Source organism: Parageobacillus toebii NBRC 107807 (genome assembly GCF_003688615.2).
Taxonomy (GTDB): domain Bacteria; phylum Bacillota; class Bacilli; order Bacillales; family Anoxybacillaceae; genus Parageobacillus_B; species Parageobacillus_B toebii.
The window spans coordinates 385,349-411,741 of sequence record NZ_CP049703.1; the positions used below are offsets into that span (position 1 = coordinate 385,349).

General features: G+C 42.5%; 28 protein-coding genes, 1 tRNA gene, 1 rRNA gene and 1 pseudogene. 9 read left to right on the forward strand and 22 right to left on the reverse strand.

What is annotated here, in order from left to right; all coding sequences use genetic code 11:
* Positions 1-46 precede the first annotated feature (46 nt).
* Positions 47-1,602: ribosomal RNA gene (locus DER53_RS02010) — 16S ribosomal RNA — on the reverse strand.
* A 762-nt stretch (positions 1,603-2,364) separates the two neighbouring features.
* On the opposite strand from DER53_RS02010, the gene DER53_RS02015 reads away from it, so the two are divergent.
* Positions 2,365-3,186, forward strand: a complete 822-nt coding sequence (locus DER53_RS02015; RefSeq protein ID WP_062755870.1) for a protein-glutamine gamma-glutamyltransferase — start codon at positions 2,365-2,367, stop codon at positions 3,184-3,186.
* On the opposite strand, the gene DER53_RS02020 is transcribed toward DER53_RS02015, so the two are convergent.
* Positions 3,163-4,065 carry a DMT family transporter gene (locus DER53_RS02020; protein WP_062677764.1) on the reverse strand — a complete coding sequence of 301 codons (903 nt, stop codon included), beginning with the start codon at positions 4,063-4,065 and terminating at the stop codon, positions 3,163-3,165. The two genes, DER53_RS02015 and DER53_RS02020, sit on opposite strands and share 24 nt — an antisense overlap.
* A 66-nt stretch (positions 4,066-4,131) precedes the next feature.
* Here DER53_RS02020 and DER53_RS02025 point away from each other — a divergent pair, with 66 nt between their 5' ends.
* The 3 genes from DER53_RS02025 (at position 4,132) to DER53_RS02035 (ending at position 6,150) form a co-directional block, all read left to right on the forward strand.
* Positions 4,132-4,809 carry an MgtC/SapB family protein gene (locus DER53_RS02025; RefSeq protein WP_015864924.1) on the forward strand — a complete coding sequence of 226 codons (678 nt, stop codon included), beginning with the start codon at positions 4,132-4,134 and terminating at the stop codon, positions 4,807-4,809.
* Between the two features lie 89 nt (positions 4,810-4,898).
* Positions 4,899-4,971: transfer RNA gene (locus DER53_RS02030), tRNA-Ala, on the forward strand.
* A gap of 243 nt (positions 4,972-5,214) precedes the next feature.
* On the forward strand, positions 5,215-6,150 hold the full coding sequence (locus DER53_RS02035) for a thermonuclease family protein (RefSeq protein ID WP_015864925.1): 936 nt from the start codon (positions 5,215-5,217) through the stop codon (positions 6,148-6,150).
* Between the two features lie 94 nt (positions 6,151-6,244).
* On the opposite strand, the gene DER53_RS02040 is transcribed toward DER53_RS02035, so the two are convergent.
* Complete coding sequence (locus tag DER53_RS02040) at positions 6,245-6,505, reverse strand: hypothetical protein (protein ID WP_015864926.1); 261 nt, start codon at positions 6,503-6,505, stop codon at positions 6,245-6,247.
* Positions 6,506-6,563: 58 nt separating this feature from the next.
* Positions 6,564-7,052 (reverse strand): GNAT family N-acetyltransferase, encoded by a 489-nt coding sequence (locus tag DER53_RS02045; RefSeq protein WP_062755868.1) that lies wholly within the window; start codon positions 7,050-7,052, stop codon positions 6,564-6,566.
* A 186-nt stretch (positions 7,053-7,238) separates the two neighbouring features.
* Here DER53_RS02045 and DER53_RS02050 point away from each other — a divergent pair, with 186 nt between their 5' ends.
* Entirely contained in the window at positions 7,239-8,234 is a 996-nt protein-coding gene (locus tag DER53_RS02050; RefSeq protein WP_062755867.1) for a potassium channel family protein, read from the forward strand.
* Here the strand turns inward: DER53_RS02050 and DER53_RS02055 are convergent.
* The 4 genes from DER53_RS02055 to DER53_RS02070 form a co-directional block, all read right to left on the reverse strand.
* Positions 8,231-8,635 (reverse strand): YugN-like family protein, encoded by a 405-nt coding sequence (locus DER53_RS02055; RefSeq protein WP_062677756.1) that lies wholly within the window; start codon positions 8,633-8,635, stop codon positions 8,231-8,233. The genes DER53_RS02050 and DER53_RS02055 overlap by 4 nt on opposite strands.
* A gap of 307 nt (positions 8,636-8,942) precedes the next feature.
* On the reverse strand, positions 8,943-9,221 hold the full coding sequence (locus DER53_RS02060) for a hypothetical protein (RefSeq protein WP_223812214.1): 279 nt from the start codon (positions 9,219-9,221) through the stop codon (positions 8,943-8,945).
* Between the two features lie 294 nt (positions 9,222-9,515).
* Entirely contained in the window at positions 9,516-10,865 is a 1,350-nt protein-coding gene (locus DER53_RS02065) for a glucose-6-phosphate isomerase (protein ID WP_015864932.1), read from the reverse strand.
* A gap of 159 nt (positions 10,866-11,024) precedes the next feature.
* Positions 11,025-12,188, reverse strand: a complete 1,164-nt coding sequence (locus tag DER53_RS02070) for an iron-containing alcohol dehydrogenase (RefSeq protein ID WP_015864933.1) — start codon at positions 12,186-12,188, stop codon at positions 11,025-11,027.
* Between the two features lie 149 nt (positions 12,189-12,337).
* On the opposite strand from DER53_RS02070, the pseudogene DER53_RS02075 reads away from it, so the two are divergent.
* A pseudogene (locus DER53_RS02075) lies at positions 12,338-12,572 on the forward strand (DUF378 domain-containing protein).
* A gap of 37 nt (positions 12,573-12,609) precedes the next feature.
* Here the strand turns inward: DER53_RS02075 and yugI are convergent.
* The 3 genes from yugI to DER53_RS02090 all read right to left on the reverse strand — a co-directional run bounded on the left by yugI (position 12,610) and on the right by DER53_RS02090 (position 14,760).
* The gene (gene yugI / locus DER53_RS02080) at positions 12,610-12,975 is read right to left on the reverse strand and encodes a S1 domain-containing post-transcriptional regulator GSP13 (RefSeq protein ID WP_062755865.1); all 366 of its coding nucleotides are present in this window, start codon (positions 12,973-12,975) and stop codon (positions 12,610-12,612) included.
* A gap of 115 nt (positions 12,976-13,090) precedes the next feature.
* Positions 13,091-14,260, reverse strand: a complete 1,170-nt coding sequence (locus DER53_RS02085) for an aminotransferase (protein ID WP_374720353.1) — start codon at positions 14,258-14,260, stop codon at positions 13,091-13,093.
* Positions 14,260-14,760, reverse strand: a complete 501-nt coding sequence (locus DER53_RS02090) for an Lrp/AsnC family transcriptional regulator (RefSeq protein WP_062755864.1) — start codon at positions 14,758-14,760, stop codon at positions 14,260-14,262. Before DER53_RS02090 ends, DER53_RS02085 begins: the two co-directional genes overlap by 1 nt.
* Positions 14,761-14,865: 105 nt before the next feature.
* Here DER53_RS02090 and DER53_RS02095 point away from each other — a divergent pair, with 105 nt between their 5' ends.
* A complete protein-coding gene (locus tag DER53_RS02095; protein ID WP_015864938.1) occupies positions 14,866-15,024 on the forward strand; it encodes a hypothetical protein in 159 nt (52 codons plus the stop codon).
* A gap of 39 nt (positions 15,025-15,063) precedes the next feature.
* The gene (locus DER53_RS02100) at positions 15,064-16,224 is read left to right on the forward strand and encodes a MalY/PatB family protein (RefSeq protein ID WP_062755863.1); all 1,161 of its coding nucleotides are present in this window, start codon (positions 15,064-15,066) and stop codon (positions 16,222-16,224) included.
* A gap of 79 nt (positions 16,225-16,303) precedes the next feature.
* Here the strand turns inward: DER53_RS02100 and DER53_RS02105 are convergent, their stop codons facing one another.
* The 10 genes from DER53_RS02105 to DER53_RS02150 all read right to left on the reverse strand — a co-directional run bounded on the left by DER53_RS02105 (position 16,304) and on the right by DER53_RS02150 (position 23,970).
* Positions 16,304-16,822: a superoxide dismutase family protein gene (locus tag DER53_RS02105; RefSeq protein ID WP_062755862.1), complete on the reverse strand. Its 519-nt coding sequence runs from the start codon at positions 16,820-16,822 to the stop codon at positions 16,304-16,306.
* 62 nt (positions 16,823-16,884) lie between these two features.
* A complete protein-coding gene (locus DER53_RS02110) occupies positions 16,885-17,097 on the reverse strand; it encodes a hypothetical protein (RefSeq protein WP_015864941.1) in 213 nt (70 codons plus the stop codon).
* 86 nt (positions 17,098-17,183) lie between these two features.
* Positions 17,184-17,807, reverse strand: a complete 624-nt coding sequence (kapD, locus tag DER53_RS02115; RefSeq protein WP_062755860.1) for a 3'-5' exonuclease KapD — start codon at positions 17,805-17,807, stop codon at positions 17,184-17,186.
* A gap of 449 nt (positions 17,808-18,256) precedes the next feature.
* On the reverse strand, positions 18,257-18,598 hold the full coding sequence (gene mnhG / locus DER53_RS02120) for a monovalent cation/H(+) antiporter subunit G (protein ID WP_062755858.1): 342 nt from the start codon (positions 18,596-18,598) through the stop codon (positions 18,257-18,259).
* Entirely contained in the window at positions 18,582-18,863 is a 282-nt protein-coding gene (locus tag DER53_RS02125; protein ID WP_062755857.1) for a Na(+)/H(+) antiporter subunit F1, read from the reverse strand. The genes mnhG and DER53_RS02125 overlap by 17 nt, the downstream gene beginning before the upstream one ends.
* A complete protein-coding gene (locus DER53_RS02130) occupies positions 18,860-19,336 on the reverse strand; it encodes a Na+/H+ antiporter subunit E (protein ID WP_062755855.1) in 477 nt (158 codons plus the stop codon). Before DER53_RS02130 ends, DER53_RS02125 begins: the two co-directional genes overlap by 4 nt.
* 6 nt (positions 19,337-19,342) lie before the next feature.
* Entirely contained in the window at positions 19,343-20,815 is a 1,473-nt protein-coding gene (locus tag DER53_RS02135) for a Na+/H+ antiporter subunit D (protein ID WP_062755853.1), read from the reverse strand.
* Positions 20,808-21,149, reverse strand: a complete 342-nt coding sequence (locus DER53_RS02140) for a Na(+)/H(+) antiporter subunit C (RefSeq protein ID WP_015864947.1) — start codon at positions 21,147-21,149, stop codon at positions 20,808-20,810. The genes DER53_RS02135 and DER53_RS02140 overlap by 8 nt, the downstream gene beginning before the upstream one ends.
* Positions 21,149-21,571 carry a Na(+)/H(+) antiporter subunit B gene (locus DER53_RS02145; RefSeq protein WP_062755851.1) on the reverse strand — a complete coding sequence of 141 codons (423 nt, stop codon included), beginning with the start codon at positions 21,569-21,571 and terminating at the stop codon, positions 21,149-21,151. Before DER53_RS02145 ends, DER53_RS02140 begins: the two co-directional genes overlap by 1 nt.
* Positions 21,571-23,970 (reverse strand): Na+/H+ antiporter subunit A, encoded by a 2,400-nt coding sequence (locus DER53_RS02150; protein ID WP_174525708.1) that lies wholly within the window; start codon positions 23,968-23,970, stop codon positions 21,571-21,573. Before DER53_RS02150 ends, DER53_RS02145 begins: the two co-directional genes overlap by 1 nt.
* Positions 23,971-24,712: 742 nt before the next feature.
* Here DER53_RS02150 and DER53_RS02155 point away from each other — a divergent pair.
* Positions 24,713-25,321 (forward strand): biotin transporter BioY, encoded by a 609-nt coding sequence (locus tag DER53_RS02155; protein ID WP_062755849.1) that lies wholly within the window; start codon positions 24,713-24,715, stop codon positions 25,319-25,321.
* Between the two features lie 60 nt (positions 25,322-25,381).
* Here the strand turns inward: DER53_RS02155 and DER53_RS02160 are convergent, their stop codons facing one another.
* On the reverse strand, positions 25,382-26,380 hold the full coding sequence (locus DER53_RS02160; protein WP_062755848.1) for an inorganic phosphate transporter: 999 nt from the start codon (positions 26,378-26,380) through the stop codon (positions 25,382-25,384).
* Positions 26,381-26,393: the final 13 nt, after the last annotated feature.

Below are 26,393 nucleotides of genomic sequence, written 5' to 3' on the forward strand. Positions count from 1 at the left end.
CTTCGAGAGCTGATCGCGGCGCTTCCGCTTTTCGTATCATCCTTAGAAAGGAGGTGATCCAGCCGCACCTTCCGGTACGGCTACCTTGTTACGACTTCACCCCAATCACTTGCCCCACCTTCGGCGGCTGGCTCCCTTACGGGTTACCTCACCGACTTCGGGTGTTGCAAGCTCTCGTGGTGTGACGGGCGGTGTGTACAAGGCCCGGGAACGTATTCACCGCGGCATGCTGATCCGCGATTACTAGCGATTCCGGCTTCATGCAGGCGAGTTGCAGCCTGCAATCCGAACTGAGAGCGGCTTTTTGGGATTCGCTCCCCCTCGCGGGTTCGCAGCCCTTTGTACCGCCCATTGTAGCACGTGTGTAGCCCAGGTCATAAGGGGCATGATGATTTGACGTCATCCCCACCTTCCTCCGACTTTTAGCCGGCAGTCCCCCTAGAGTGCCCAACTGAATGCTGGCAACTAGGGGCGAGGGTTGCGCTCGTTGCGGGACTTAACCCAACATCTCACGACACGAGCTGACGACAACCATGCACCACCTGTCACCCTGTCCCCCCGAAGGGGGAACGCCCTGTCTCCAGGGTTGTCAGGGGATGTCAAGACCTGGTAAGGTTCTTCGCGTTGCTTCGAATTAAACCACATGCTCCACCGCTTGTGCGGGCCCCCGTCAATTCCTTTGAGTTTCAGCCTTGCGGCCGTACTCCCCAGGCGGAGTGCTTAACGCGTTAGCTACAGCACTAAAGGGAAAACCCCTCTAACACTTAGCACTCATCGTTTACGGCGTGGACTACCAGGGTATCTAATCCTGTTTGCTCCCCACGCTTTCGCGCCTCAGCGTCAGTTACAGACCAGAGAGCCGCCTTCGCCACTGGTGTTCCTCCACATCTCTACGCATTTCACCGCTACACGTGGAATTCCGCTCTCCTCTTCTGCACTCAAGTCCCCCAGTTTCCAATGACCCTCCACGGTTGAGCCGTGGGCTTTCACATCAGACTTAAGGGACCGCCTGCGCGCGCTTTACGCCCAATAATTCCGGACAACGCTCGCCCCCTACGTATTACCGCGGCTGCTGGCACGTAGTTAGCCGGGGCTTTCTCGTTAGGTACCGTCACCGTACCGCCCTATTCGAACGGTACTTCTTCTTCCCTAACAACAGAGCTTTACGATCCGAAGACCTTCTTCGCTCACGCGGCGTCGCTCCGTCAGACTTTCGTCCATTGCGGAAGATTCCCTACTGCTGCCTCCCGTAGGAGTCTGGGCCGTGTCTCAGTCCCAGTGTGGCCGGTCACCCTCTCAGGCCGGCTACGCATCGTCGCCTTGGTGAGCCGTTACCTCACCAACTAGCTAATGCGCCGCGGGCCCATCCGTAAGTGGTAGCAAAAGCCACCTTTCAACCAAAGACCATGCGGTCTTCGGTGTTATCCGGTATTAGCCCCGGTTTCCCGGAGTTATCCCGGTCTTACGGGCAGGTTACCCACGTGTTACTCACCCGTCCGCCGCTAACCGAACAGAAGCAAGCTTCCGTTCGGTCCGCTCGACTTGCATGTATTAGGCACGCCGCCAGCGTTCGTCCTGAGCCAGGATCAAACTCTCCAAAAAGAAAGTTGATTGGCTTCTTTTCAGCTTCAGCGCCTAGCTCTCTTGTGCCAAATAACCTTCCCCCTCGAAGTGCAAGCACTTCAGCGGGTGAAGAACATTTGGCTTCGAGAGCTGATCGCAGCGCTTCAGCTTTTCTTATTGTCCAGCTTCGGCTCCTAGCCCCTCGAGCCGCTTCGGTCTCGCTGTGGCGGCAACAGCCTCCTCGCGAGCCCTCCAGCGCCTGCCGGGGCTAATCAGTCGCCTTCGCTTTTCTATGTGGACGCTTCGTTTTGTTCAGTTTTCAAAGAACATTTGCTACTCAAAACAGCTTCTTAATAATATCACAGCGTTTTTTTATTGTCAACTAATTTTTTCGTTATCAAGATTGTTCAATTAATTCATTAGCGACGCTATTTAATATAACACCTTAATCTAAAAAATGCAACCCCTTTTTTATATTTTTTTGTTCCTTCAAATTTATTTAAATAGCGCAATTAACTTTTTCACAACAATCGGAATTGGACATTCTCATTTCAACTGTTTACGATTACAACTTTAACCGAATTATTTATTACAAATCAACTATACACCGCTTTATAAACATAATAATTACACATATCTCATACATATAAATTAAATAATATTGCCGTTTTTCATCGATTCGTTCGATAAAAAACAAAACATCTTACTTTGAATTTACTAAATGAGCCGATCTCCTCTCATGTTAATAATGTGGATAATTTGTGAATAACATGTGAATAACTTGTTGTTAAGGAGGAAAATATGATTAAAATTCAAGATACGATTGTGTATAACGACTTTCTCGCGCATTCTTCTCTTTCAAAAAAGCAAGAAAAAATATTTGAAGCATTATTAAAATCACCAGAAACCTACGTATATAAAAACGAACATCAACTTTTGTTTGAAATTATTTTGCGCGATCGCATTATCGATACGGCCATCTCGCTCGCAAAAAGCAAAGTAAGGTTTGCTATTTTTCGTCTTTCAAAATGCAATGAGCAATTTTGGATAAAAAATGAGTTGGGAGGTTTCCAATTAAAAGAAGGCGTGCTTCCCTCAGATGCGATAAACGATATTTTCATAAACAGCCATTTATACGCCTTTGAGTGCGCTACCGCCATCGTTATCGTATTTTACAAGGCTATATTAGATGTTATAGATAAACAGACATTTAATAGGCTGTTTTCCAATCTCTTATTATACGATTGGCATGTCGATCAAGACTTAGGAGTAAAAACAAAAAAGGGAGAAGACTATCTCCCAGGCGACTGTCTTTATTTTAAAAACCCTGAATTCGATCCGCAAACGCCGCAGTGGCAGGGAGAAAATACGATCTATTTAGGAAACGACTTGCATTACGGGCATGGAATCGGGATTAAAACGTCAGAAGAAATCATCGCCGCTTTAAATAAAAAAAGGAAAAAAGATGCTACAAAATCAGCCTACTTGCTTCCGCAAACGACAAGAGTCGATTTTATTTATTTATCTCAGTTTTCTAGCACCCCCGGAGGCTATCGTCTTCCCATTAACAAGAAATATTTCATTACCGGGACGCTTGGGTCAGCTACTTTCTTGTATTGGTAGCGACCCTTTTCGATTTTCTCCCCACAAATATGTTCCGATTCCTGTTAAAATGAAAATCCCCCCCATCAATTGGGACGGTTGAATGATCTCTCCAAGCAAAAAGTAAGCTAATATTGTTGCACCGACTGGCTCAAATAAAATGCTCATCGAAATGGTTGCAGCACTTACCCATTTTACCGACCAGTTCATCAGTGAATGTCCGAGCAACGTCGGCACAATCGCCAGCAAAATAAAGCAAATCCAATCTATTTTTCTATATGAAAACAACGGAAATTGAAAAGCAAGCACATAAAGAAAGAGCGTCAAAGAACTAATTCCGTATACAATATATGTATATGTCATTAATGACAGGCGTTTTCGTAACTCTTGACCAAACAGCCAATACCCTGTTACCATTGCACATGCCAAAAGCGCTAGTATATCACCAAATAATGCTTTACCGCTAATTCGGAAGTCACCCCAACTAATGATAATGCTTCCAACAATAGCTAATAATGCGCTAAGAAACGCTCCTGCTGTCAATCGTTCTTTAAAAAAGACATATCCGCCAATAAATGCAAACAACGGTTGTAACGTTACAAGTACAACCGAACTCGTTACAGAAGTATAGTTTAATGACTCAAACCAAAGAATAAAATGAAACGCTAAGAGCACACCAGAGATGATGGAAAATATCCATTCTCGTTTCGAGATCATTTTTAATTCGGAAACATATTTCACAAAAAGTGGTGTCATGAATAGCACAGTAAAAAACAAACGATAAAATGCAATGACGGAGGCAGGAGCATGCGCCCATTTCACAAGAATGGCGGAAGTAGATACGGAGATTACCCCGACAAACAATGCAAAGTATGGTTTCCATAAACTTGATGATTTCATTGTCCATCCCCCTTAAAACGTTTTATCATGATTATACCATCATACAAACAGAAGAGGTGATCATATATGAACTTCGATCCTTTTATCAAACTAGGAATATCAGCTATATTAGGAATGATTATCGGATTAGAGAGAGAATTAAAACGCAAACCCGTTGGTTTAAAGACATGTTTAGTAATTTCTATTTCCAGCTGCTTATTAACCATTGTATCGATTGAATCTGCTTATGTATTTCCTCTAAAAAATCATATTACGATGGATCCACTCCGCCTTGCCGCTCAAATTGTCTCAGGAGTCGGATTTCTCGGGGCAGGAGTCATTTTACGACGCGGCAACGATAGTATTTCTGGGCTGACAACCGCTGCGATCATTTGGGGAGCGGCTGGCATCGGCATCGCAGTCGGCGCCGGATTCTATTTAGAATCTGCATTTGGCGTTGCGCTATTAATTGTGAGTGTTGAGCTAATTCCTGTTATAATCAGTTTTTTTGGACCAAAACAATTGCGAGAAAAAGAAATTCTTCTACAAATCACCGTTGCGGATGCAAAAAATATTGCCGACGTAATTCACAAACTCAAATTGCAAAATATCGATATTAAGACAATGCGTATTAAAGACTTAGACGACAACCATCATTTAATTAAACTAAAAGCATCTGTTGACCAAAAACGCGCCGCCGCCGACGTCTACTATGCCATTCGCACCATTGATTCGATCGTCCATATCGATATAGAAAGCGCCTAATCCTTCTAAACAAAAATTAGATAAAATTGTATTGCATTTCAAAAAAGGCGTATATATAATAAAAACGGACAATAATATTCCGTGAAAATGGGGCATTAGCTCAGTTGGGAGAGCGTCGTGCTGGCAGCGCGAAGGTCACCGGTTCGAACCCGGTATGCTCCATTCGAGAAACCCTTGCGTGGCAAGGGTTTTTCCTTTTTATCTAGATAGGGGGTCATTTTTATTTAGCAATAATCTTTTAGAAAACAGCCAATAAAAAAGCACCCGGCAAACATCATGAATCAGCTTGTCTGCAAAATCGACCAGCCGATCCCTTGCATGGCAAGGGCTTTCTTTTTTACATTACAAAAGGACGATCATATATAAAAATTGCGCGTTGACTCATATTGAAGGAGGTATAAGCAGATGAGAAAATTAGCAAATTTGCTGGCAGCAGCTTTATTCATTCTCTTTTTTCCAACCAGCAGCTTCGCCCATCCAGGAACTCTTGACGAACTAGGCGGACATTTCCGCAATTCAGACTGCGTATACTTGCTGCATGAACCGACAGCGCTTGCCATGCAGGCCAAAAATAAAGCAGAGCTTGTCCAATTAGTCAAAAAATACAATAGCAATGCCAAGTGCACCCGACAGCTGACGGTGGATAAAATTGACCTAGAAGGGCATACGCTGGGCGGAGTCCCTGCAACGAAATCAAGTTCATCGGCCACATTGCGATTAGGAAAAAAATATCCTGCAACATTAGTAGAGTGCATTGATGGAGATACAGCAAAGTTTATCGTCAATGGCCGCGAATATACAACCCGCTTTCTATTCATCGATACGCCGGAAAGTACAATCGAAGTCGAGCCGTATGGAAAGGAAGCAAGCCGATTTACTTGTTCCCTCTTAAAACAAGGAAACATCACATTGGAAACTGACGGCAGCACGCTGTTTGATAAGTATCATCGCTTGCTCGCTTGGGTGTGGGTAGGAGACAAATTGCTTCAGGAAGAAGTGACCAAAGCAGGACTGGTCGAAGACTTTTACGATTACGGGGATTATAAATACGAAGGTCGAATCCGCGACGCCATGGCGGAGGCGAAACGAAACGGCGCGGGAATGTATGGCCGTTCATCCGCGCAAAAACCTGATTCCTCCCGTCAGCAGCAAACAGCGGAAGAAAAAACGGAAAGCAAAAAAACAACACCCGCACCAAACTCACCGGCACAAGAAAATGAAGCGCAGCACGATGATCAGCAAAAACAGCACGATGCAGAGTCCGACAAAACAAATTCATTCCTTTACTTGCTTATTGGCGCAGTTGCGATTATCATTATTTACGCTTTCGCCCGCAAATAATAGATACGGCTATATGCAGCGTCCCGCCCGAACGAACAAAACAAAAGGAGCTAACAACTAGCTCCTTTTGTTTTATAATGACTACCGGGACCTGTTACTGCTCCGGCAGCAACTCTTCAATCACCGACTGCTCGGACAAATGAGCCGCTGTGGAGAAAGAAGCGCCATTTAGCCGCTTAAAGCCATATTTCTCTAACCTCTCTATTTGCTCTTCCGTCAAGTCGTTATAAGCAATCACCGAAGGGGTTCCTGATGACTTATAAATTAAATTGCCTGTTACCGGACATTGAAACGCATCAGCGACAAATCCTTCCCCGTCTTGAATCGTAAATAAGCGAACCGGCATCACATCCATACATTTCCCTCTTTCTACGGTGTATTTCTTTATTACAATTGTCCAATCCCACCGTATTCTATACAATTCTTTTGCCAACAATGATCAAATCCCGTTCGATCCCTTCTAGCTCCGCAACCTTCGGGAAATGCCCCCATGTTTCAAAGCCAAAGCGGGCAAAAAGCCGCAAGCTTGGCTCATTATGCGCAAAAATAAACCCTAAAAGGGTTTTTATCTCCAAACTAGGCGCTTCCTCAATCGCTTTTTGAAGAAGCTGTGTGCCAATTCCTCTTCCCCGATATGCCTCGGAAATATAAATGCTAATTTCCGCTGTATGACGATATGCCGGCCGCCCATAAAACGACTGAAAACTAAGCCATGCGCACACATGACCGTCCAGCTCCACAACCCAGATCGGGCGCGTATGCGGATCGTGCGCGAAAAACCATGCTTCCCTGCTCTCAACAGTCACTGGTTCGAGATCTGCTGTTACCATTCTTGTCGGAATCGTTTCATTGTATATCTGAACGATTGCTGGTAAATCTTCTCTGTTTGCATTTCGAATCATCGTATCTCCACCTTATGGAATAATATACCTCTGCAGAAAAGAATACCATAATTATCGTTCAAAATGACATACTCCTTGTTGTAATTATCATGATGTAGTATGAAACAGGGAGGAATTTTTATGTAAAAAAATGTGCAAAACGGTAAAGACTAGCTATGTAAAACGATCTATATTTGGAGGAAACCAATGAAAAACTGGGATGTACTAATATCGTATTTACGCCTTCCTGTTTTGGTACGATTGTTGTTAGTTGGAAGTATAATGATCGTCTTTTTCGGAACATTGATTCATTTCGTTGAACCATCTACATTTCGCAATGTATTCGATGGAATATGGTGGGCCATTGTGACAACCGCGACGATCGGTTATGGCGATATGGTGCCGAAGACGTTTGCCGGGAAAATCATCGCCATTTCCCTCATTTTGTTAGGAACGGGAGTCATCACCACTTATTTCGCTACATTATCCGCAGCCGCTGCGGCAAAAGAGTCTATGTTATCGAGCGGACAACTGCGTTACATGCAGAAAGGGCATATCATCATTGTCGGTTGGAATGAACGGGCGCGCGAGGTAATAGCAAAATTAACGAAATATCACTCATCGCTTCGATGCGTGATTATCGATGCGACTTTACAGGAACTTCCGGTTTCCTATAAAAATGTTCATTTTATTAAAGGAAATGCCAGTTACGATGATGTGCTTCATAAAGCGAACATTGCCGAAGCGCAAATGATTTTAATTACAGCCGATCAGCATAAAAATGAAGCAGAAGCAGATAAAGATTCGATTTTAACATTGTTGGCGGCCAAAGGACTTAATCCTTGTATATATGCGATCGTTGAAATTTTAACAGAACAGCAAGTGAATAACGCAAAACGGGCTGGCGCCGATGAAGTCATTCAGACCAATTTGCTGTCAAGCTTTGCGATGGCAAACAGCCTTCAGTCGCCAGGGGTATCGAAAGCGACGGAAGAGTTGCTTCATCAACTTCATAATAGAAAACTACAGCTTATCGATGCGGAAGGATTATTCATCGGAAAAACATTTTTTGAAATCAGCCAAATATTATTAGACAAACAAATAATTTTAATCGGTATAATGAGGGGAGAAGAAGGATATATAAATCCTTCTCCACATTTTTTGATCGAAAAGGGAGACCGTTTGTTCGTGATCATGACTTAATCAAGCAGTTGGCTTTCTAAATCTTTGACAAGCGCTTTTCCAATGTCAATATATTTTTCCGGAAACGTCGCATCAGGGTCTTGCGGCTCCGCAAATTGGTTAAAAGCTGCGCCAAGATTGCCGCCATCGGCGTGGTCATCAATCCCTATTTGATACTTATGGGACAATAAAAATGGCCTGCCGAGCTTGACGGTTGTTCCATGGGAATCGAGCTGCCCGTCAATTGCTTCAAACGGAACGCGCAAAAATTGATATCCTGCTTCATCGTCAATTTTATAATCGAACGAACCATGATCATAATCCCAATTTCCACCAATCGTATAACCAAGCGGTTTTAACAACTGCTCCAGCTTATATAACGGAAACGTCTTTCCTTCTAATCGTGAAGGAATTTCAATCATCGCAAACACCCTCCTTTTTCATCTATGTTTCCCTATTTAGCGATAATTTAAAAAAATTTCATTCTACTCATCCCTTCGAAAATAATGTTTCCCGATTGCCAATGTCATCGACCGCTAATCTGCAAAATGCTAAAAACAAAAAATCAACAGCCCTTCCGTTTGCGGGAAGGGCTGTTGTTGATCAGCGGCTATATCATGGTATTTCTGTAAACTGTTCGACAGCGCAGTTGTTTTTGCCGCTGTCTGCACAGAAGAGATCACATCAGAGGTATTATAAAACATCAGGAGGATGACGAACCGCGCCAAGTTATTTTTGTTGTTGGGAGTGGCTATTCATTGGAAGGCTTTTTGGCTTTTCCGCTATTTCTTTAGAAAATTCCATGGTCGCTAAATTTGGCATTCTTCTTTGATTCATAAAGCTGTTTATGCCACGCATCGCCCGCTGAATCGGATTTGGCGTCATATAATAAGCGTTGCGTCTCCTTCTCATGCTGAAAGCAGCTGCGGCAATTCCCAGCCCCAATATAGTCCATATGGCGTTGTTATTGCTTCGGCGTCCTGTTAAGCGCAATAACTGATTCCACATTCCTCTATTACTCCCAAAATTAAATAGACGGTTCATGATCTGTACACTCCTCTTTTCGGATTTCCCTTGCGCTCGAAAAAATTTTCTTTTCGAGCATTTATTAATGTGCGTTAGAGAAGCAAGTTCATGTATGGAAAACACTACTTAATGACACCGTGTATTTCTTGTATTATTGCTCCCGATTGCCAAAATAAAGCGCAAAAAACTAGAATAAAGAGGAATTACAACTTCATATTTCCAAAACGATTATTTATGCCATGAAAAAAGGGCTCTCCATAAGGAAAGCCCTTCTTATTATTTTAATCGCTTTTCAAGTTCTGCTTTTTTCTCTTCATATCCAGGTTTGCCTAAAAGCGCAAACATGTTGACTTTATACGCTTCTACCCCTGGCTGGTCAAATGGATTTACCCCTAACAAGTAACCGCTCATCGCACACGCTTTTTCAAAGAAATAGACGAGATAGCCAAACGTATATTCATTTAGTTCCGGAAGGGTAATCACTAAATTCGGCACTCCGCCATCCGTATGGGCAAGAAGCGTTCCTTCAAACGCCTTCGTATTGACAAAATCAACCGTTTTTCCTGCCAAATAGTTCAGTCCATCTAAATCGTTTTCTTCTGCTTCAATAACTAAATCATGGCGCGGTTTTTCGACTTTCAATACCGTTTCAAACAAATCGCGGCGTCCTTCTTGGATATATTGCCCTAATGAATGAAGGTCAGTCGAGAAGTTGGCCGATGCAGGGAAAATCCCTTTTTGATCTTTCCCTTCACTTTCGCCAAACAGCTGTTTCCACCATTCCGCAAAATATTGCAGCGCAGGTTCATAGTTAATGAGCAGTTCAATTGTTTTTCCTTTGTTATACAAAATGTTCCGAATCGCCGCATATTGATAAGCAGCGTTTTCTTCGAGTTCTGAACTGCTAAAGTCTTCGCGCGCTTGCGCCGCCCCTTTCATCATTTCTTCGATGTTTGCGCCGCTTACCGCGATCGGAAGAAGCCCTACCGCAGTTAATACAGAATAACGGCCGCCGACATCGTCCGGAATGATAAACGTTTCATATCCTTCCGCCGTCGCAAGTGTTTTTAATGCGCCGCGCGCCCGGTCTGTTGTCGCATAAATACGTTTGCGCGCTTCTTCTTTCCCGTATTTTTCTTCCAAAAGCTTACGGAAAATACGGAACGCAATAGCTGGTTCTGTCGTTGTTCCCGATTTAGAAATAACGTTAATCGAGAAATCTTTTCCTTCAAGTAAGTCCATTACTTCTTTCATGTATGTCGAACTAATGTTGTTGCCGACGAAAATGATTTGCGGCGTATTTCGCTTTTCTTTCGGAAGCGCATTATAAAATGAATGATGAAGCATTTCGATCGCTGCACGCGCTCCCAAATACGAACCGCCGATTCCGATGACTAATAATACGTCGGAATCCGCTTGAATTTTTGCGGCCGCTTTTTGAATGCGGGCAAATTCTTCTTTGTCATAATTCACCGGCAAATCAAGCCAGCCTAAAAAATCATTGCCCACTCCGGTTTTTTCATGAAGGGAATGGTGAGCAACTTTCACCGCATCGCGCAAATATGTAAGCTCATGTTCGCCAAAGAACGATAATGCTTTTGAATAGTCGAAACGAATATGTGTCATACGCTCGATCCTCCAAACAAAAATGTTTTCCCTTTTTACACTTTAACGAAACAATCAGAAGGAATCAAGTCGCGCCCTATCGTGTAAACGAATTCATTTTGAACATTTCATGGCCATAAACAAAATAAAAGAGGCAGCCGCTGCTGCCTCTTTTCCCAATTACAATGATGCACGTAAAATCGCAAGCACATCGTCTCGATTTAATTCTTTGAACTTCCCAAACTCACCATTCGCCATCGCCTTATCGGCAATTAATTCCAAACTTTCTTCACCAATTCCGTAATCCGCAAGCCGTGATGGCGCTCCGATGCTCGACCAAAATTCGCGCAGTTTTTCAATTCCTTCTAACGCTGTGTCCCGCTCCGATTTTCCTTCTGGATTTACACCAAAAACGCGAACGGCTAATTGTGCAAACCGGCTAACATTTTCATCAAGCACATGTTTCATCCAGTTTGGAAATAAAATCGCAAGCCCCCCAGCGTGCGGAATATCATAAACAGCCGAAACCGCATGTTCAATGTTATGTGTCGCCCAATCGCCGCGCACTCCCATTTGTAAAAAGCCATTGAGGGCAATGGTGCCGCAGTATAAAATCGTTTCCCGCAGCTCATAATTTTGTAAGTCGTTGACTAGTTTCGGCGCCGCTTCCATTACTGTGCGCAATACCGCTTCACACATCCGGTCTTGAAGCGGAGTATTCGTTGTATGATGGAAATATTGTTCCAGCACATGGGACATCATATCGACGATTCCGTAAACCGTATGATCCTTTGGAACGGTTAGCGTATATGTCGGATCAAGAATTGAAAATTGCGGGAACGTTGCCGGGCTGCTCCAACCATATTTTTCTTTCGTCTCCCAGTTCGTAATCACCGAACCAGAATTCATTTCCGAACCGGTTGCCGCAAGCGTCAATACAGTTCCAAACGGAAGCGCTTCTGAAACCTTTACTTTCTTTGTGATGAAATCCCACGGATCGCCATCATATTTCGCACCCGCAGCAATCGCTTTCGTACAGTCAATCACACTTCCCCCGCCAACGGCAAGCAAAAACTCGATTCCTTCTTTTTTACAAATTTCCACACCTTTTCGTACCGTTGACAAGCGCGGATTCGGCTCCACACCTGGAAGTTCTGTTACTTCCACGTTCAATTCATTCAATAGACGAATGACTTCATCATACAATCCGTTCCGTTTAATGCTGCCGCCGCCATAGACAAGCAGTATCTTTTTTCCATAACGAGGTATTTCCTCTTTCAGCTGCTCAATTTGCCCCTTTCCAAAAATCAACTTCGTTGGGTTTCGAAAAGTAAAATTTTGCATATGTATCCATCCCTCCTTTGTCTCTATTATGGAGGCTGCTTCCTTTGGATGTAAAGTAATTAATTTTTTTCACAAACTATGCATATTTTCCGTGAGTATTATGCATTCTATAAGCGAACGATTGAAAAATTTTAAGGAGGAACTTACCGATGAGCGCACTTCAGCGTATTGCACTATTTCTTACGATTATCGGCGCTATTAACTGGGGATTAATCGGTTTTTTTTCAATTTGATTTAGTAGCAGCTATATTCGGCGGGCAAGATTCCGCATTATCACGCGTCATTTATGGACTCATTGGTATTGCCGGACTCATTAACCTTGCGCTTCTTTTTAAGCCTGCAGAAGAGCTAGGGCGCACAGAACCAAAAACTTCCCGGACATAAAAAAGTAAAACACTCACCTTGTAAAAGGGTGGGTGTTTTACTTGGATAGGTCTTCTTTTTTCGATTGTTCGATCCATTCCTGCAGCTTTTCCTTTAATGTGTTAAACCCTGGGTTTAACGGCATTTTCACTTTCATGTGCCGTTTTCTCTTTTTTCCTTGTCTTTCTTCCACCGCTCTCATGGACAGGCTGACCCGTTTTGTTTGTGGATCGATGGACAATACTTTTACGATTATTTCATCACCAACATTGACGTAATCTTTAATGTTTTTGACAAACTCATGAGAAATTTCCGAAATGTGAACAAGTCCTTGCGTCTCTTCGTCTAGTTCCACAAAGACGCCGTACGGTTGAATGCCAGTAACCTTTCCTTTCACGATACTCCCTACTTCAATATGAGACAAACAAAACACTCCTATTTTCCTAATTGAATATGTGTTTTTATATTATAACATAATTTTTGTCCAATAGAAAAATATGTTCTGCCATCCCAATGATGGAATGGCAGAACATTCATGGCTACAATCGATCTAAAAAGCGTTTCATTCGTTTGATCGCTTCTTGCAGCTGTTCCATTGAGGAAGCGTAAGAACAGCGAATATATCCTTCCCCGCTTGCGCCAAATACGTTTCCAGGTACGACCGCAACTTTTTCCTCCAACAACAATTTCTCTGCAAATTGTTCGGATGTCAGCCCAGTCGATTGAATAGACGGAAATGCATAAAACGCTCCGCCAGGCATATGACAGCTAAGCCCAATTTCATTTAACGATTGCACAAAATAGTTGCGGCGGCGCCGATAGCTTTTTCTCATATATTCGACATCTTGCTCTCCGTTTCTTAACGCTTCAATCGCACCGTATTGCACCATCGTCGGCGCACACATCATCGCATATTGATGAATTTTTAACATCGCTTGTAAAATTTCCGCAGGCGCCGCAGTAAATCCAAGCCTCCAGCCCGTCATGGCAAATCCTTTCGAAAAACCAGAAATCAAAATGGTCCGCTCCCGCATTCCATCTACCGCCGCAAAGCTTATGTATGAATCGTCATACGTCAGCTCTGCATAAATTTCGTCCGAAATAATAAGCAAATCATGTTTTTTTGCGATTTGCGCAATTGCTTCTAGCTCTTCTTTATGGAGCACCGTCCCTGTCGGATTGTTTGGTGAACAGATGATGAGCGCTTTTGTTCGATCGGTAATAACCCGCTCGATTTGATCTGCACGAAGCTTGAAATGGTCATCCCCATTTGTTTCTACCGGAACAGGCACTCCTCCTGCCAACGTAACAAGCGATTCATAAGCAACAAAGCTAGGCTCAACAACGATCACTTCATCCCCAGGATTCACCGTCGCCCGCAGTGCTAAATCAATTGCTTGGCTTGCGCCGACCGTGACAAGAATTTCTGTTTCGGGATCGTATTCAATATGGAATTTTCGGGCTAAATAAGCGGCAATTTCTTGACGAAGCTCTAAAAGTCCAGCGTTTGCCGTATATGATGTATATCCTTGCTCAAGCGACAAAATACATGCTTCACGTATGTTCCATGATGTGACAAAGTCAGGCTCGCCCACCCCTAGAGAAATAACTCCTTCCATGCTGGAAGCAAGATCAAAAAAACGGCGAATTCCTGACGGCTTCAGACGAGCGACTGTTTCCGACAAATAGGATTTCTTTGTTCGTTGCATCATGGCGCCATCACGATGCGACGATCTTGATCTCCTTGGTCAAACACCGTACCGTCATGTTTATATTTTTTCAATATAAAATGAGTCGTCGTCGAAATGACGGAATCTAACGTTGATAATTTTTCAGAAACGAATTGCGCCACTTCCGACATAGAACGCCCTTCAATGACAACGGATAAATCATACGCTCCTGACATTAAATAAACGGATTTTACTTCTGGAAAACGATAAATGCGCTCCGCCACTTCATCAAACCCTACTCCTCGTTTTGGCGTTACTTTGACATCAATCATCGCCGTAACTCCTTCATGTCCGTCTACTTTTCGCCAGTCGACAAGCGCCGCGTACTGCACAATCACTTTCATTTCCTCAAGTTTTTTCATGATCGCTTCTGTTTCTTTCACGGATAACGATACCATTTTTGCCAGCGTTTCGATCGGAATACGCGCGTCTTTTTCTAATATTTCGATAATTTCTATTTCTTTTTCGGTCAGTTTCACTCTCCATCCCCCCGATAAACATTTTCACATAAATTCTATCAATTTGCACGAAAAAATGGCAAATAATACAACTATGCTACAATAAATTATGAGAGGTGGCGAACGATGGCAACATCGCAACCAAGTGCGCAAACAATCCAGTTAAATAATATTCAGCTTTATTACGAAGCATACAATATGGAACAAAAACGCTCTGTATTTGTTGCGCATCCATCGTCTGTCCACACCTTCCAAGCAAAAATGTTGAGCATACAAAAATTATAAGCGATAATCCTTAAAAAAAGAAGGGAGAGGACGCATTTTATGTATTCGTTTGACGATGTCATCGACCGCCGCAATACCCACTCCCTGAAATGGGATGATACAGAGCGCGTTTTTGGAGCGAAAGACGTGCTGCCATTGTGGGTAGCGGATATGGATTTTCCAGCCCCTCAAGCCGTCATAAAAGCGCTGCATGAACGAATTGCACACGGTATTTTCGGATATACAGTCATTCCCAATTCGCTAAAAGACGCCATAAAGAATTGGCTCAAGTTGCGGCATCAATGGGAGATTGAACCATCCTGGCTTTCGTTTTCTACTGGTGTAGTGCCGGAGATTGCCAATGCCATCGAAGCGTTTACGGAACAAAATGACCGCATCGTCGTCTTTACGCCTGTATATCCTCCGCTGTTTCAGCTTGTTAAAAAACATCAGCGCACGCTTGTAACAAGCCCTTTGCGACTTGCAGAAAACCGCTATGAAATCGATTGGGAAGATTTCGAGAAAAAAATTCAAGGTGCCAAATTATTGCTGTTATGCAGCCCTCATAACCCTGGAGGTCGTGTTTGGACATATGAGGAATTAACGAAAATAGGGGAATTATGCATCAAACATAACGTCATCGTCGTTTCCGACGAAATTCACGCCGATTTGACATTTCTGCCGCACCGACATGTTCCGTTCGCTTCGATTGATCCGGCATTTGCGGAAAACAGCGTCACATGCATCGCTCCGACGAAAACATTTAACCTTGCCGGACTGCAAGCGGCCGCTGCGATTATTCCAAACGAAACATTAAAACGGCAATTTAACAAAGTACAACAACGGCAAGGCTTTTTTACACTCAACACCTTCGCGGTTGCCGGCACCGAAGCAGCTTACCGGCACGGTCAGGAATGGCTCGATGCATTATTGCGATATTTACAAGAAAATATTGATTACTTATGTTCTTACATAGAAGCAAACTTGCCAAAACTTCGTGTCATTCGCCCTGAAGCGACATATCTCGTGTGGATCGATTGCCGGCAACTAGATGTGACAGAACAACAACTAAGGCAGCTTCTTTTAGAGAAAGGGAAGATTGCTGTAGAATTTGGAAGCAAATTCGGAGAAGAAGGGAGAGGATTTATTCGCATGAATGTTGCTTGCCCGCGAAAAACGTTAGAAGATGCTCTTTTCCGCCTATCAGTTGCGTTGCAATAGCTTTCATCTTCGAACAACGAACGAGATTTTAAAAAATAAGAAAAGGCTCTTTCCTTTACACAAGGTAGAGCCTTTTTATCTATTTTTTAATTTCACCACATGCAATTCGTCCACCAGCATCTCCAGCCGGCTGTGTCATCCCATCATCTTTTCTTTCATGGATGACAATCGCCGTCCCGTCTTTTGTCAACAGCGAACCTTTCCGTCCTTCTTTCAGCGTCACATTTGGCGCTGTCAATTCCACGTTTACCGTTCCGTCCTCTTTTACGATAATATTAGGCAAGTCCCCAGCATGAGCCCCTTCTGGATGAAGCAATCCATGTTTCTTTCCATCTGGATTGTAGTGGCTTCCAGCCGATTGAAAGTCCGGCTTTTTGCAAACTCCTTTTTCATGAATGTGAATCGCGTGCTCACCAGGCGGAAGTCCCTCCAAATCCAGTTTCAATTTAACGCCTTTCGCTTGTTCTGATAGTTTTATCGTACCGATCGAATCACCGGCACTATTAATCATATTAACTTCTAAATTCGTCACGTTTTCCTTTTTACAACCGGCGGCAAATAAAAACACCGCCAGTAACAAACCTAACTTTTGAAACACAAAACCCCTCCAGCAACACCTTTTTACATATAGTATTGCCAAAGGGGAAAACAATTAAACCATCATTTTTCATTATGAACAATATTGTCTTTCTTTAATTGTTCTTCTAATTCCTTTGCCTTTTCTTCCTGACGTTTCGAAATTTTTATGATCAGCCGCATCGTTAAAATTGCGGCAATAAGAAAAATCGTACATGTGATGGCAGCTGGAATGTACTCTCGTTTATCTTCAGGAAAATATAAAAAAGTCCAGTTTAATATATATGGAATGATCATCGTTCGACAACCTCTCACGCATAAAATGATACATCAATTATTATATTATCATAAACCAAGCGAAAAATCCGCCAAAAAAGCGACCTTTAAAGAGCAAACTTTTTTCTTAGCTGAGTGAAATCAATCCGTTCCCCAATCGTTGGCGGCTTTGTCTTTGCTAAATATTTTTTGTCATTTTCCACCAATCGAAAAATGTTATAAGTGGTAAAAGCATCGTCTAAAGCACAATGCGCTTTCCCGACTCCTTCATTTCCATATTCTTGGATCGCTTTTCGCAGTCCCGTCTGATTTTTGTCGCCAAAAAACAATTTATATTCCATCGCTAAATCGCGGTGCTCTCCTGTAAATGGAAATGGCAAATTAGCATTCATACAGTTTTCCCGTAACACTTTCATATCCATGCTTCCCCACGTAACCACCGTGCTTGGCCTCGAACGATCGTATTGATGCAACAGCGCAACTAGTTCATGAAAACTCATTCCTTGATCTACTTGCTCTTGCGTAATATTTAAAAATGATTTGCACCGATCTGTAAGCACGGGAAATCGCATTGGTTTCACGTAAGATGAAAATTGGTCACATACTCGGTCATCAACAACTACGACAAGCCCGACTTCAATAATTTCCGGAAAAAATCGTCTTGGTTCCGTCTTCGTCTCTGGCATCGTAAATTCAAAATCAAGGAATAAATATTGTTGTGCTGCGGACATACCTTTTCCCTCCTTTCTTGCTTCATAGAGTAACGAACGATCGTTACTACTATTATATCACGGGGAAACGATATTTTATTTCCCTTTTTCAGAAAATATAAAAAAAGGGCGTAAGCCTGATATATACGAGATATATAAAAGTGGGGCATAAGTTATATAATTAATGGGGAAGTAGGAAAATTATGATGAATAAACTAGCGATTTACTATCCAAATCTTACTTCTAGCAATTTATGAAGCATTTGTACTCCAAGCAAGCCTATTCGTACTTAAACGGAACAGGTTTATTATCTTCAGTGATTTTTATTAAAGGGCTTCTTCTTGATTCGTTTCAACGAAACGGATATTTCTTCAAAAAGAAAAAAAGGGACTTTTTTACAGCCCCCTGTGATGAAACAGTGCAAGTGCGCCTTTATTAAGCCTATTCGCTTGCCATTGAGAGAGCCGCCTTTATTCCTTTTGATTGCGGAGATCGTCCCGAACGGTTCTTTCCCATAGTTCAACCCCGGAATAATAAGCGGCACGGCTGATAAAATGCGCTGCAACTGGAGAGGTCATAAAAATGAAGACAACTCCTAATAAAAGACGGGAATTAAAATGACCTTCTTGGATGAAAAAATGAAAACACGTGCCAAGTAAAATAAACATAATCCCAAGTGTGGTGCTTTTACTGATAGCATGGCTTCTTGTATACACATCTGGCAGCCGAATCGCTCCGATAGCTGAAATTAACACTAAAATAGCACCAACAACCACGAAGAAAATAACAACTGCATCAGCGATCCCTTTCACGTTCGATGATCACACCTTTCTGTAAAAATTTTGCAAACGCCACCGTTCCAAGGAAAGCTAAAATACCAATTAACAAAATCACTTCAAGAAACGCACTCGTTTCTAATATGATGGAGAAAATCGCTACAATTCCTGCCAAACAAATTCCCATTGCATCAAGTGCAATCACTCGGTCAGCAACGCTCGGCCCTTTCACAACCCGATAAAGAAAACAAAACATGGCAATGGACAGGATAACAAGCGCAATATTAAAAATAACCGTCATTTGCTCACCTCCAGAATCGTCTTTTCAAACGATTCTTTTATTTGTTTAATCGTCTCCTCGACATTAGGAGCATCAAGTGCGTGGACATAAAGCGTATTACGGTCTTCCGACACATCTACAACGAGCGTTCCGGGAGTTAATGTAATTAGGTTAGATAGCACCGTGATTCCCCAGTCTTTTTTTACCTCAAGCGGCAGCGCGAAAATACACGGTTGAATATTCATTGACGGAGCTAATATCACTTTTAGGACAGCAATATTCGACAACAACAGTTCTTTCAAAAAGATAAGAATAAGCTTGCATATCACAAGAAAAGGGATGACATAGAAACGAGAGTGAAAATATCTTCTTAACATGAAAATAATCAGTAAACCAAGAATGTACCCGACAATGAAGGTGGAAGCATTAAACGAAGCGGAAAGAAACATCCAGACAAATGCTAATAAAACATTCAGCAATATTTGTAATGCCATTCGTCTCTACTCCTTTAACACCGACTCGATATAAATCGCTGGATCCGCTAGCACCGATATGGCTTGTGACACGAACGGACGAACAAATTCAATTCCGACTCCATATAAAACCGTCAATCCTAGCAACATAGCGATAGGAATATAAAGTGTGCGAATTTCTTTTGCTTCATATCCTTTTTGTTCGCCCCAACATCCATAAACAAAAATTTTCATAATAGAATAGAGCACGAACAAACTCGACAGCAAAATAACGAGAGCAGAAAGAAGCTGGCCGTCAGCAAAACTGGAGCGAACAATAAGCGTTTTTCCTATAAAGCCGCTGAACGGCGGGATGCCTGCAAGCGCGAGAGCAGAAAGAAACACCATCCATCCTAACAGCGGATAGGTTTTCATTAATCCACTAAATTGATTCAACTGATTCGTTCCCGTAACATACGCAATCGCTCCAATAATCAAAAACATCGTTGTTTTCATCACCATATCTTGCAGTAAATAAAAGACAGTACCTTCCAAACTTTCGTTCGTCATCAGTGAAATCCCAAACGTCATGACACCGACCGCCGCAATAATGTTATAAATAACGATTTGCCGCAAATCACGATAAGCAATTGCCCCGATGACTCCGACAACAATTGTTCCAATGGACAACCATGCTAAAATAGTGTGCGTATAACCTACATCATGATGAAAAATAAGAGTAAATGTACGTAAAATTGAATATACTCCTACTTTCGTAAGAAGGCCGCCGAAAAGAGCCAAAACAGCGGATGGCGGAGCGGAATACGACCCTGGAAGCCAGAAATAAAACGGGAAAATCGCTCCTTTTAACCCGAAAACGATAAGAAACAAAATAGCAATCACCGTTAAAATAGACTGATTTTCCACCTCGGCTACACGAACAGAAAGGTGGGCCATGTTTAACGTTCCAGTTACAGCGTATAAATATCCAACAGCAATAACGAATAGAGCGGATGAAAAAACATTGACGAGCATATACTTAATCGTTTCCCGCAACTGTATTTTCGTTCCTCCCAATACAAGAAGAACATACGAAGATATAAGCATCACTTCGTAAAAGACAAACAAGTTAAAAATATCTCCGGTTGTAAACGCACCATTAATACCAACAAGCAAAAAATAGAAGAACGAATAGTAATAAAATGATTCGCGGCTGCGGCCAATGGTGGCAAAAGAATAAAGCAAGCAGGCAAACGCAATGATGCTTGTCGTCAATACAAGCATGGCAGACAGCATATCCGATACAAGCGTAATACCGAATGGAGCAGGCCAGTTTCCGATATCCAACGTTTGTATTCCTTCCGTATGAACACGGCGTACTAGCATGATGCTAGCGAATATCATTCCTAATGCTCCAAAAACGGATATCGCTTTTTGAGCAGAAATATTCTTCGCGAAAAAAATTAGGACAATAGCAGTAACTAATGGAATGATTATTGGCAATATCAGTAAATTAATCATCTTCTTCCTTTCCCCTCATTTTTTCAATATTATCCGTTCCAATCTCTTGATATGAACGATAAGCGAGAACTAGAAAAAAGGCAGTTACACCAAAGCTGATCACAATCGCTGTCAAAATGAGCGCTTGTGGTATTGGATCCACATATTGTTTCGCCTGTTCTTCTAATAGAGGCGGGGCCCCAGCCTTTAATCCCCCCATTGTTAACAACAGTAAATGTGCTCCATGACTTAGTAAACCGGTTCCGATAATAATTCGGAGCAAACTTTTACTCAATATGAGATAAGTAGCCCCGGCAAACAAACAGCCAATGACAATAATCATGACAATTTCCATTAATCGCTCTCTCCTATCGTTTCAATAATGGTCATCGTAGTTCCGATAACGACAAGATATACGCCTAAGTCGAAAAGAACAGCGGTATGCAGCGATGTTTGGCCTAACAGCGGGAGATGAAAGTGATGGTAAGCATGGGTTAAAAAGGGGACATTAAAAACAAGTCCCCCTATTCCCGTACCGACAGCAAATAAAAGCCCAACACCGATTAAAATTTTATAATCAACTGGAATCATTGATCGAACTGTCTTTATATCGAACGTCAAAAGCAACAACACGATGGCGCCGGAAGTCATTAGCCCGGCAATAAATCCCCCGCCTGGATGATAATGCCCCGCAAAAAAGAGATGAATGGAAAATAAGATGATAATAAACGTCACGACACAGGTCAACGTCCGCAAAATAACGTCGTTCGTTTTCACTATTTCTCTCCTTTCGACATTCGTAGTTTGACCATCACGTAAATGCCCAAAGCTGCAATACCGAGCACACATATTTCAAACATCGTATCAAAACCCCGGAAATCAACTAAAATGACATTGACCATATTTTTTCCCGCGGCTTTTTCATACGTATTTTCCACATAATATTGGGCAATGGTGTCGAAATTTTTTTGGCTATAGGAAAGTAAAGCGATCAAGCTAACTATCACTCCGACCCCTATGGAAATGAGGGCATTTCCCAATCTAAAACGAATCCCTTTTTCATGACGGCTGAGCTGTGGCAGGTGATAAAAGCAAAGCAAAAATAGCGAGACGGAAATCGTTTCAATGACTAACTGCGTCAACGCTAAATCCGGTGCACGGAACAATACGAAGAAAAGAGTGACCGTATAGCCGACGGAACCAAGTGCAATAATGGCGGTTAGACGTGATTTAGCCATGATAGTAGTGATGGTTCCAGCGATGATAATTAGTGATAATACAAGTTCATGAGCCCCTACTGGTGCCAGATGATCAGTTGAAATATGCCATTTTCCTTTCACCAAGATGGAGAAAGCGAGCAACGCAATGAAAGCGGAGAGAATATACACAAAGTAAGTACGGATATAGCCTGTCATATAGCTTTCGGTTAACGTGTACGATCCTCTCTCCATTCCATCTACCATACGGTCATACAGATGATTAAGAGAAAGACGCTTCGGAAATTTTTGATATAGACTTTTCCATCTTGGAAATGTCTTGTACAACATTGTCCCAAGTACAATAACGCTAATCGTCATCCATAGCTCAATGGTCCATCCGTGCCAGTGGCTAATGTGCAGCGCCGATCCTTCCGTGCGAAATGGACCGGTTAAAATCGCATCAGCAGCTGGAGCGATGAGCGTATGTGACAACATGTTTGGGAAAAGTCCAAATACGATGACGAGAAGCGCGAGAACAACCGGAGCAATAAGCATTCCTAACGGCGCTTCGTGCGGTTTCTTCGGCAATTGTTCAGGCTGATAGGAGCCGAAAAACGTTCTGCCGAGTAACAAAAAGCTGTACAAGAACGTAAAAACGCTAGCAATCCATGCAATAACCGGGAATAAAATTCCCCATGTATCAAGCGAAAAAATGTCCGCCTGCAGCACCCGAACCATTGCCGTAAAAAACATTTCTTTGCTTAAAAATCCATTAAACGGTGGCATTCCCGCCATCGATAGCGCACCAATCAACGCAACTGTAAATGTGATTGGCATCACCGTCATTAAACCGCCGAGACGACGAACATCTCTCGTCCCTGTTTCATGGTCAACAATGCCTACGACCATAAACAAGCTTCCTTTAAACGTCGCATGGTTAATCAAATGGAACACTGCCGCCACCGTCGCGATTATATATATATTGTCATCAATAGTATCGTAATGAAACGAGAGCGCTCCAACACCAAGCAGCGACATGATTAAGCCGAGCTGGCTAACGGTAGAATACGCTAATATACCTTTGAGATCCGTCTGCCGTGGAGCGTGAAACGACGCCCAAAACAGTGTCAAAATTCCTATTCCGCCAACTAGCCAAATCCATAACGGCGATACGGCGAATATTGGCGTTAAGCGCGCAACTAAGTAAATCCCTGCTTTCACCATCGTTGCGGAATGCAAGTATGCACTTACTGGCGTTGGCGCTTCCATGGCATCAGGAAGCCAAATATAAAACGGAAACTGCGCAGATTTTGTAAAAGCCCCTAACAAAATTAGCAATAACGCCGGCACAAACAGCGAATGGCCTGCCAGCTCGGAAGATTGGGCAGCTAATTCGCGTATGCTATACGTTCCTCCCATGACGGACAGCAGCAAAAAGCCCCCAAGCAAGGCAAGTCCGCCAAAAATCGTAATCAACATCGATTTCTGCGCCCCGTAACGGGAGCGTTCACGCTCATTCCAATAGCCAATTAATAAGAAAGAAGAAAGCGAAGTTAATTCCCAAAACAAATACAGCACCATTAAATTATCGGAAAGAACGACGCCGAGCATCGCTCCCATAAATAAAAGCAAATATACATAAAAATGATGAAGCTTTTCTTTTTCTTTTGATAAATAATAAACCGAATATAAAATAACAAGGGAACCAATTCCTGTAATTAAGAGTGCGAATAATAAACCTAACCCGTCTACATAAGCAGTAAAATCCAATCCTAGAGAGGGAATCCAAGGTACGGTTTCTATTTGTGTGCCATATTTCTCTGTAATCGAAATATACTGAATAAAGTAGATAAATAAGATGATAGGCAAAGGCAAAATAAACAAACCGGTATGAATAGGGCGAACATACTTATACAGAAACGGAACAAAAATAGCTAATAAAAATGGAGATATAATTGCCCAATGCAACATCGACACCGCTTAATCCTCCTAACTTATATTACTTTAGCTGCCTCATCGCCATATTTTATATACAATAACCTTTTGCTAACTATTTGAAGTGAGGCCAATGCAGCAAACATGCCTATTTTAATTATAAGAAATAGTGAAATGTGCTTCTGACTAACTATTCTACCTTGCATGTTGTCGATATACACTACCATTCATCTTTCCCCATTCCATAAATGGTCGTTCGTTATCATGAATAATATCTATATTATTTACGTTTTTCCTTATGAATGAATTGCGTTTTATTTTATGATAACATTTGAATGTTTTTTTGTTCAATTCAACTTGCTCTCATTGACTAAACCAATGGGGGTTGTCCAACAGCGATACACGTTTCCCCTTTTTGCCCCTTCATGAAGCGACGCGATTTTCTCTTAACCATGTTATAATTGACGAAACAACTCCCATTTCATTGCTCTAAGGTTGGCAAAAAATAAAAAACTCCTCCATTTTTCATTCCGTTCTCCCGCAATGCACATATAGTAATATAGATTATTCACTAATAAGGGGGAACACCACCATGTTTTATGCCTCATTTCCCTTATCCTATCCGATAAGTCCGATAAGGCAGTATCCGCCTGTTAATCCAACTTTTGTATAAAGTCTCCATTGAGATGATTTGTTATGTGCATACTGAAAAAATATTATAGTTGACATAAAAAACATTGTTCGGTACGATTTTGTTAACCGATAAATAAAAGGGGGTTTACATATGAAAGAAACACGCCCAAAATGGCGAGCTATTGACTTAACATTAGTCGGCATGTTTGCAGCATTAATGGCAATTGGAGCAAATATTACGTCGTGGGCGCCATTTCTAGTTATCGGCGGTGTTCCGATTACATTACAAACGTTTTTTTGCGTGCTTGCTGGCGCAATTTTAGGGCGAAGATTGGGAGCAGTAGCAATGATTGTTTATATGCTCATTGGGCTATTCGGCGCTCCTGTGTTTGCACAGTTTGGCGGAGGATTTGGCAGCGTTGCCAGACCAACGTTTGGATTTATTATATCGTTCATTTTTGCTGCTTATGTAACAGGATGGATGATTGAACGGGGAAACGGAAATCCGTCCGTTGTTCGATTTATCACTGCTACGCTCGCTGGTATGGCCATTAACTATCTGATCGGCACCAACTGGATGTATATCGCTTATAAATTTTGGGCGGAAGCGCCTAAAGGATTTTCCTATGCTTTGGCATGGAGTTGGATGATCGTCCCGCTTCCAAAAGACATTATTTTATCCGTGATCGCTGGCATCCTTTCACCGCGAATTTATATGTCTGTCCGTAAATCCGCCTCATACCATCAACGCGTGGCATAGAGTAGCGCTCCCATAAAAACTTTTCATAAAAAAACGTGCATGTGAATCCATGCACGTTTTTTAAAAAAACAATCTAAAGATTTGATAGACAAATCCAGCAATAAGTGCAGAAACAGGCAACGTAATAATCCATGTTAATACAATGCGCTGCGCCACACCCCATTTAACGCCTTTAACGCGTTGTGCCGCACCAACCCCCATGATTGCGGAAGAAATAACATGGGTCGTACTAACAGGCAAGTGAATCGTGGTGGCGCCAAAAATGATCAGAGCGGACGATAAATCTGCCGCCGCCCCGTTGATTGGGCGGATTTTCATAATTTTTCCCCCAACCGTTTTAATAATTTTCCATCCACCTACTGCGGTTCCAAGCCCCATGGCCGTCGCTGCAGAGATTCTAACCCATTCCGGAATATCTGTCGATGTATGATAGCCAGCGGCAATCAGTGCCATTGTGATAATCCCCATTGCTTTTTGGGCATCGTTTGTTCCGTGTGTATATGCTTGTAACGAGGCTGTCACGACCTGAAACATACGGAACCCTTTTGTCGTGCGTGACAAATTGGCATTTTTAAATATGAAACGGAATAGAGTCATCATCACAAAGCCGACTCCCAAAGCAAGGAAAGGAGAAATCACAAGAGACTCCATAATTTTCAAAAATCCTTCATAATGCAAAATATCAAACCCTGCTGCAGAAATCGCCGCGCCTGCAACCGAACCAATCAACGCATGCGAAGAACTGCTTGGAATTCCGTAATACCACGTAATTAAATTCCACGCAATGGCTGCTGTCAATGCCGCTAAAATGACGACGGAACCGTTCTCGAGTGCGAATGGATCAACAATATCTTTCGTAATCGTTTTTGCAACACCAGTAAATGTCAATGCGCCAATAAAGTTCATTGTCGCCGCTAAAATAATCGCTTGTCGTGGCGCTAATGCTCTTGTTGATACCGATGTTGCAATGGCATTGGCAGTATCATGAAACCCGTTAATAAAATCAAATGCCAACGCAAAAATGACAATAAGAGCCGTAAGTAAAAATATCATATCCATAAAAACAACGTCC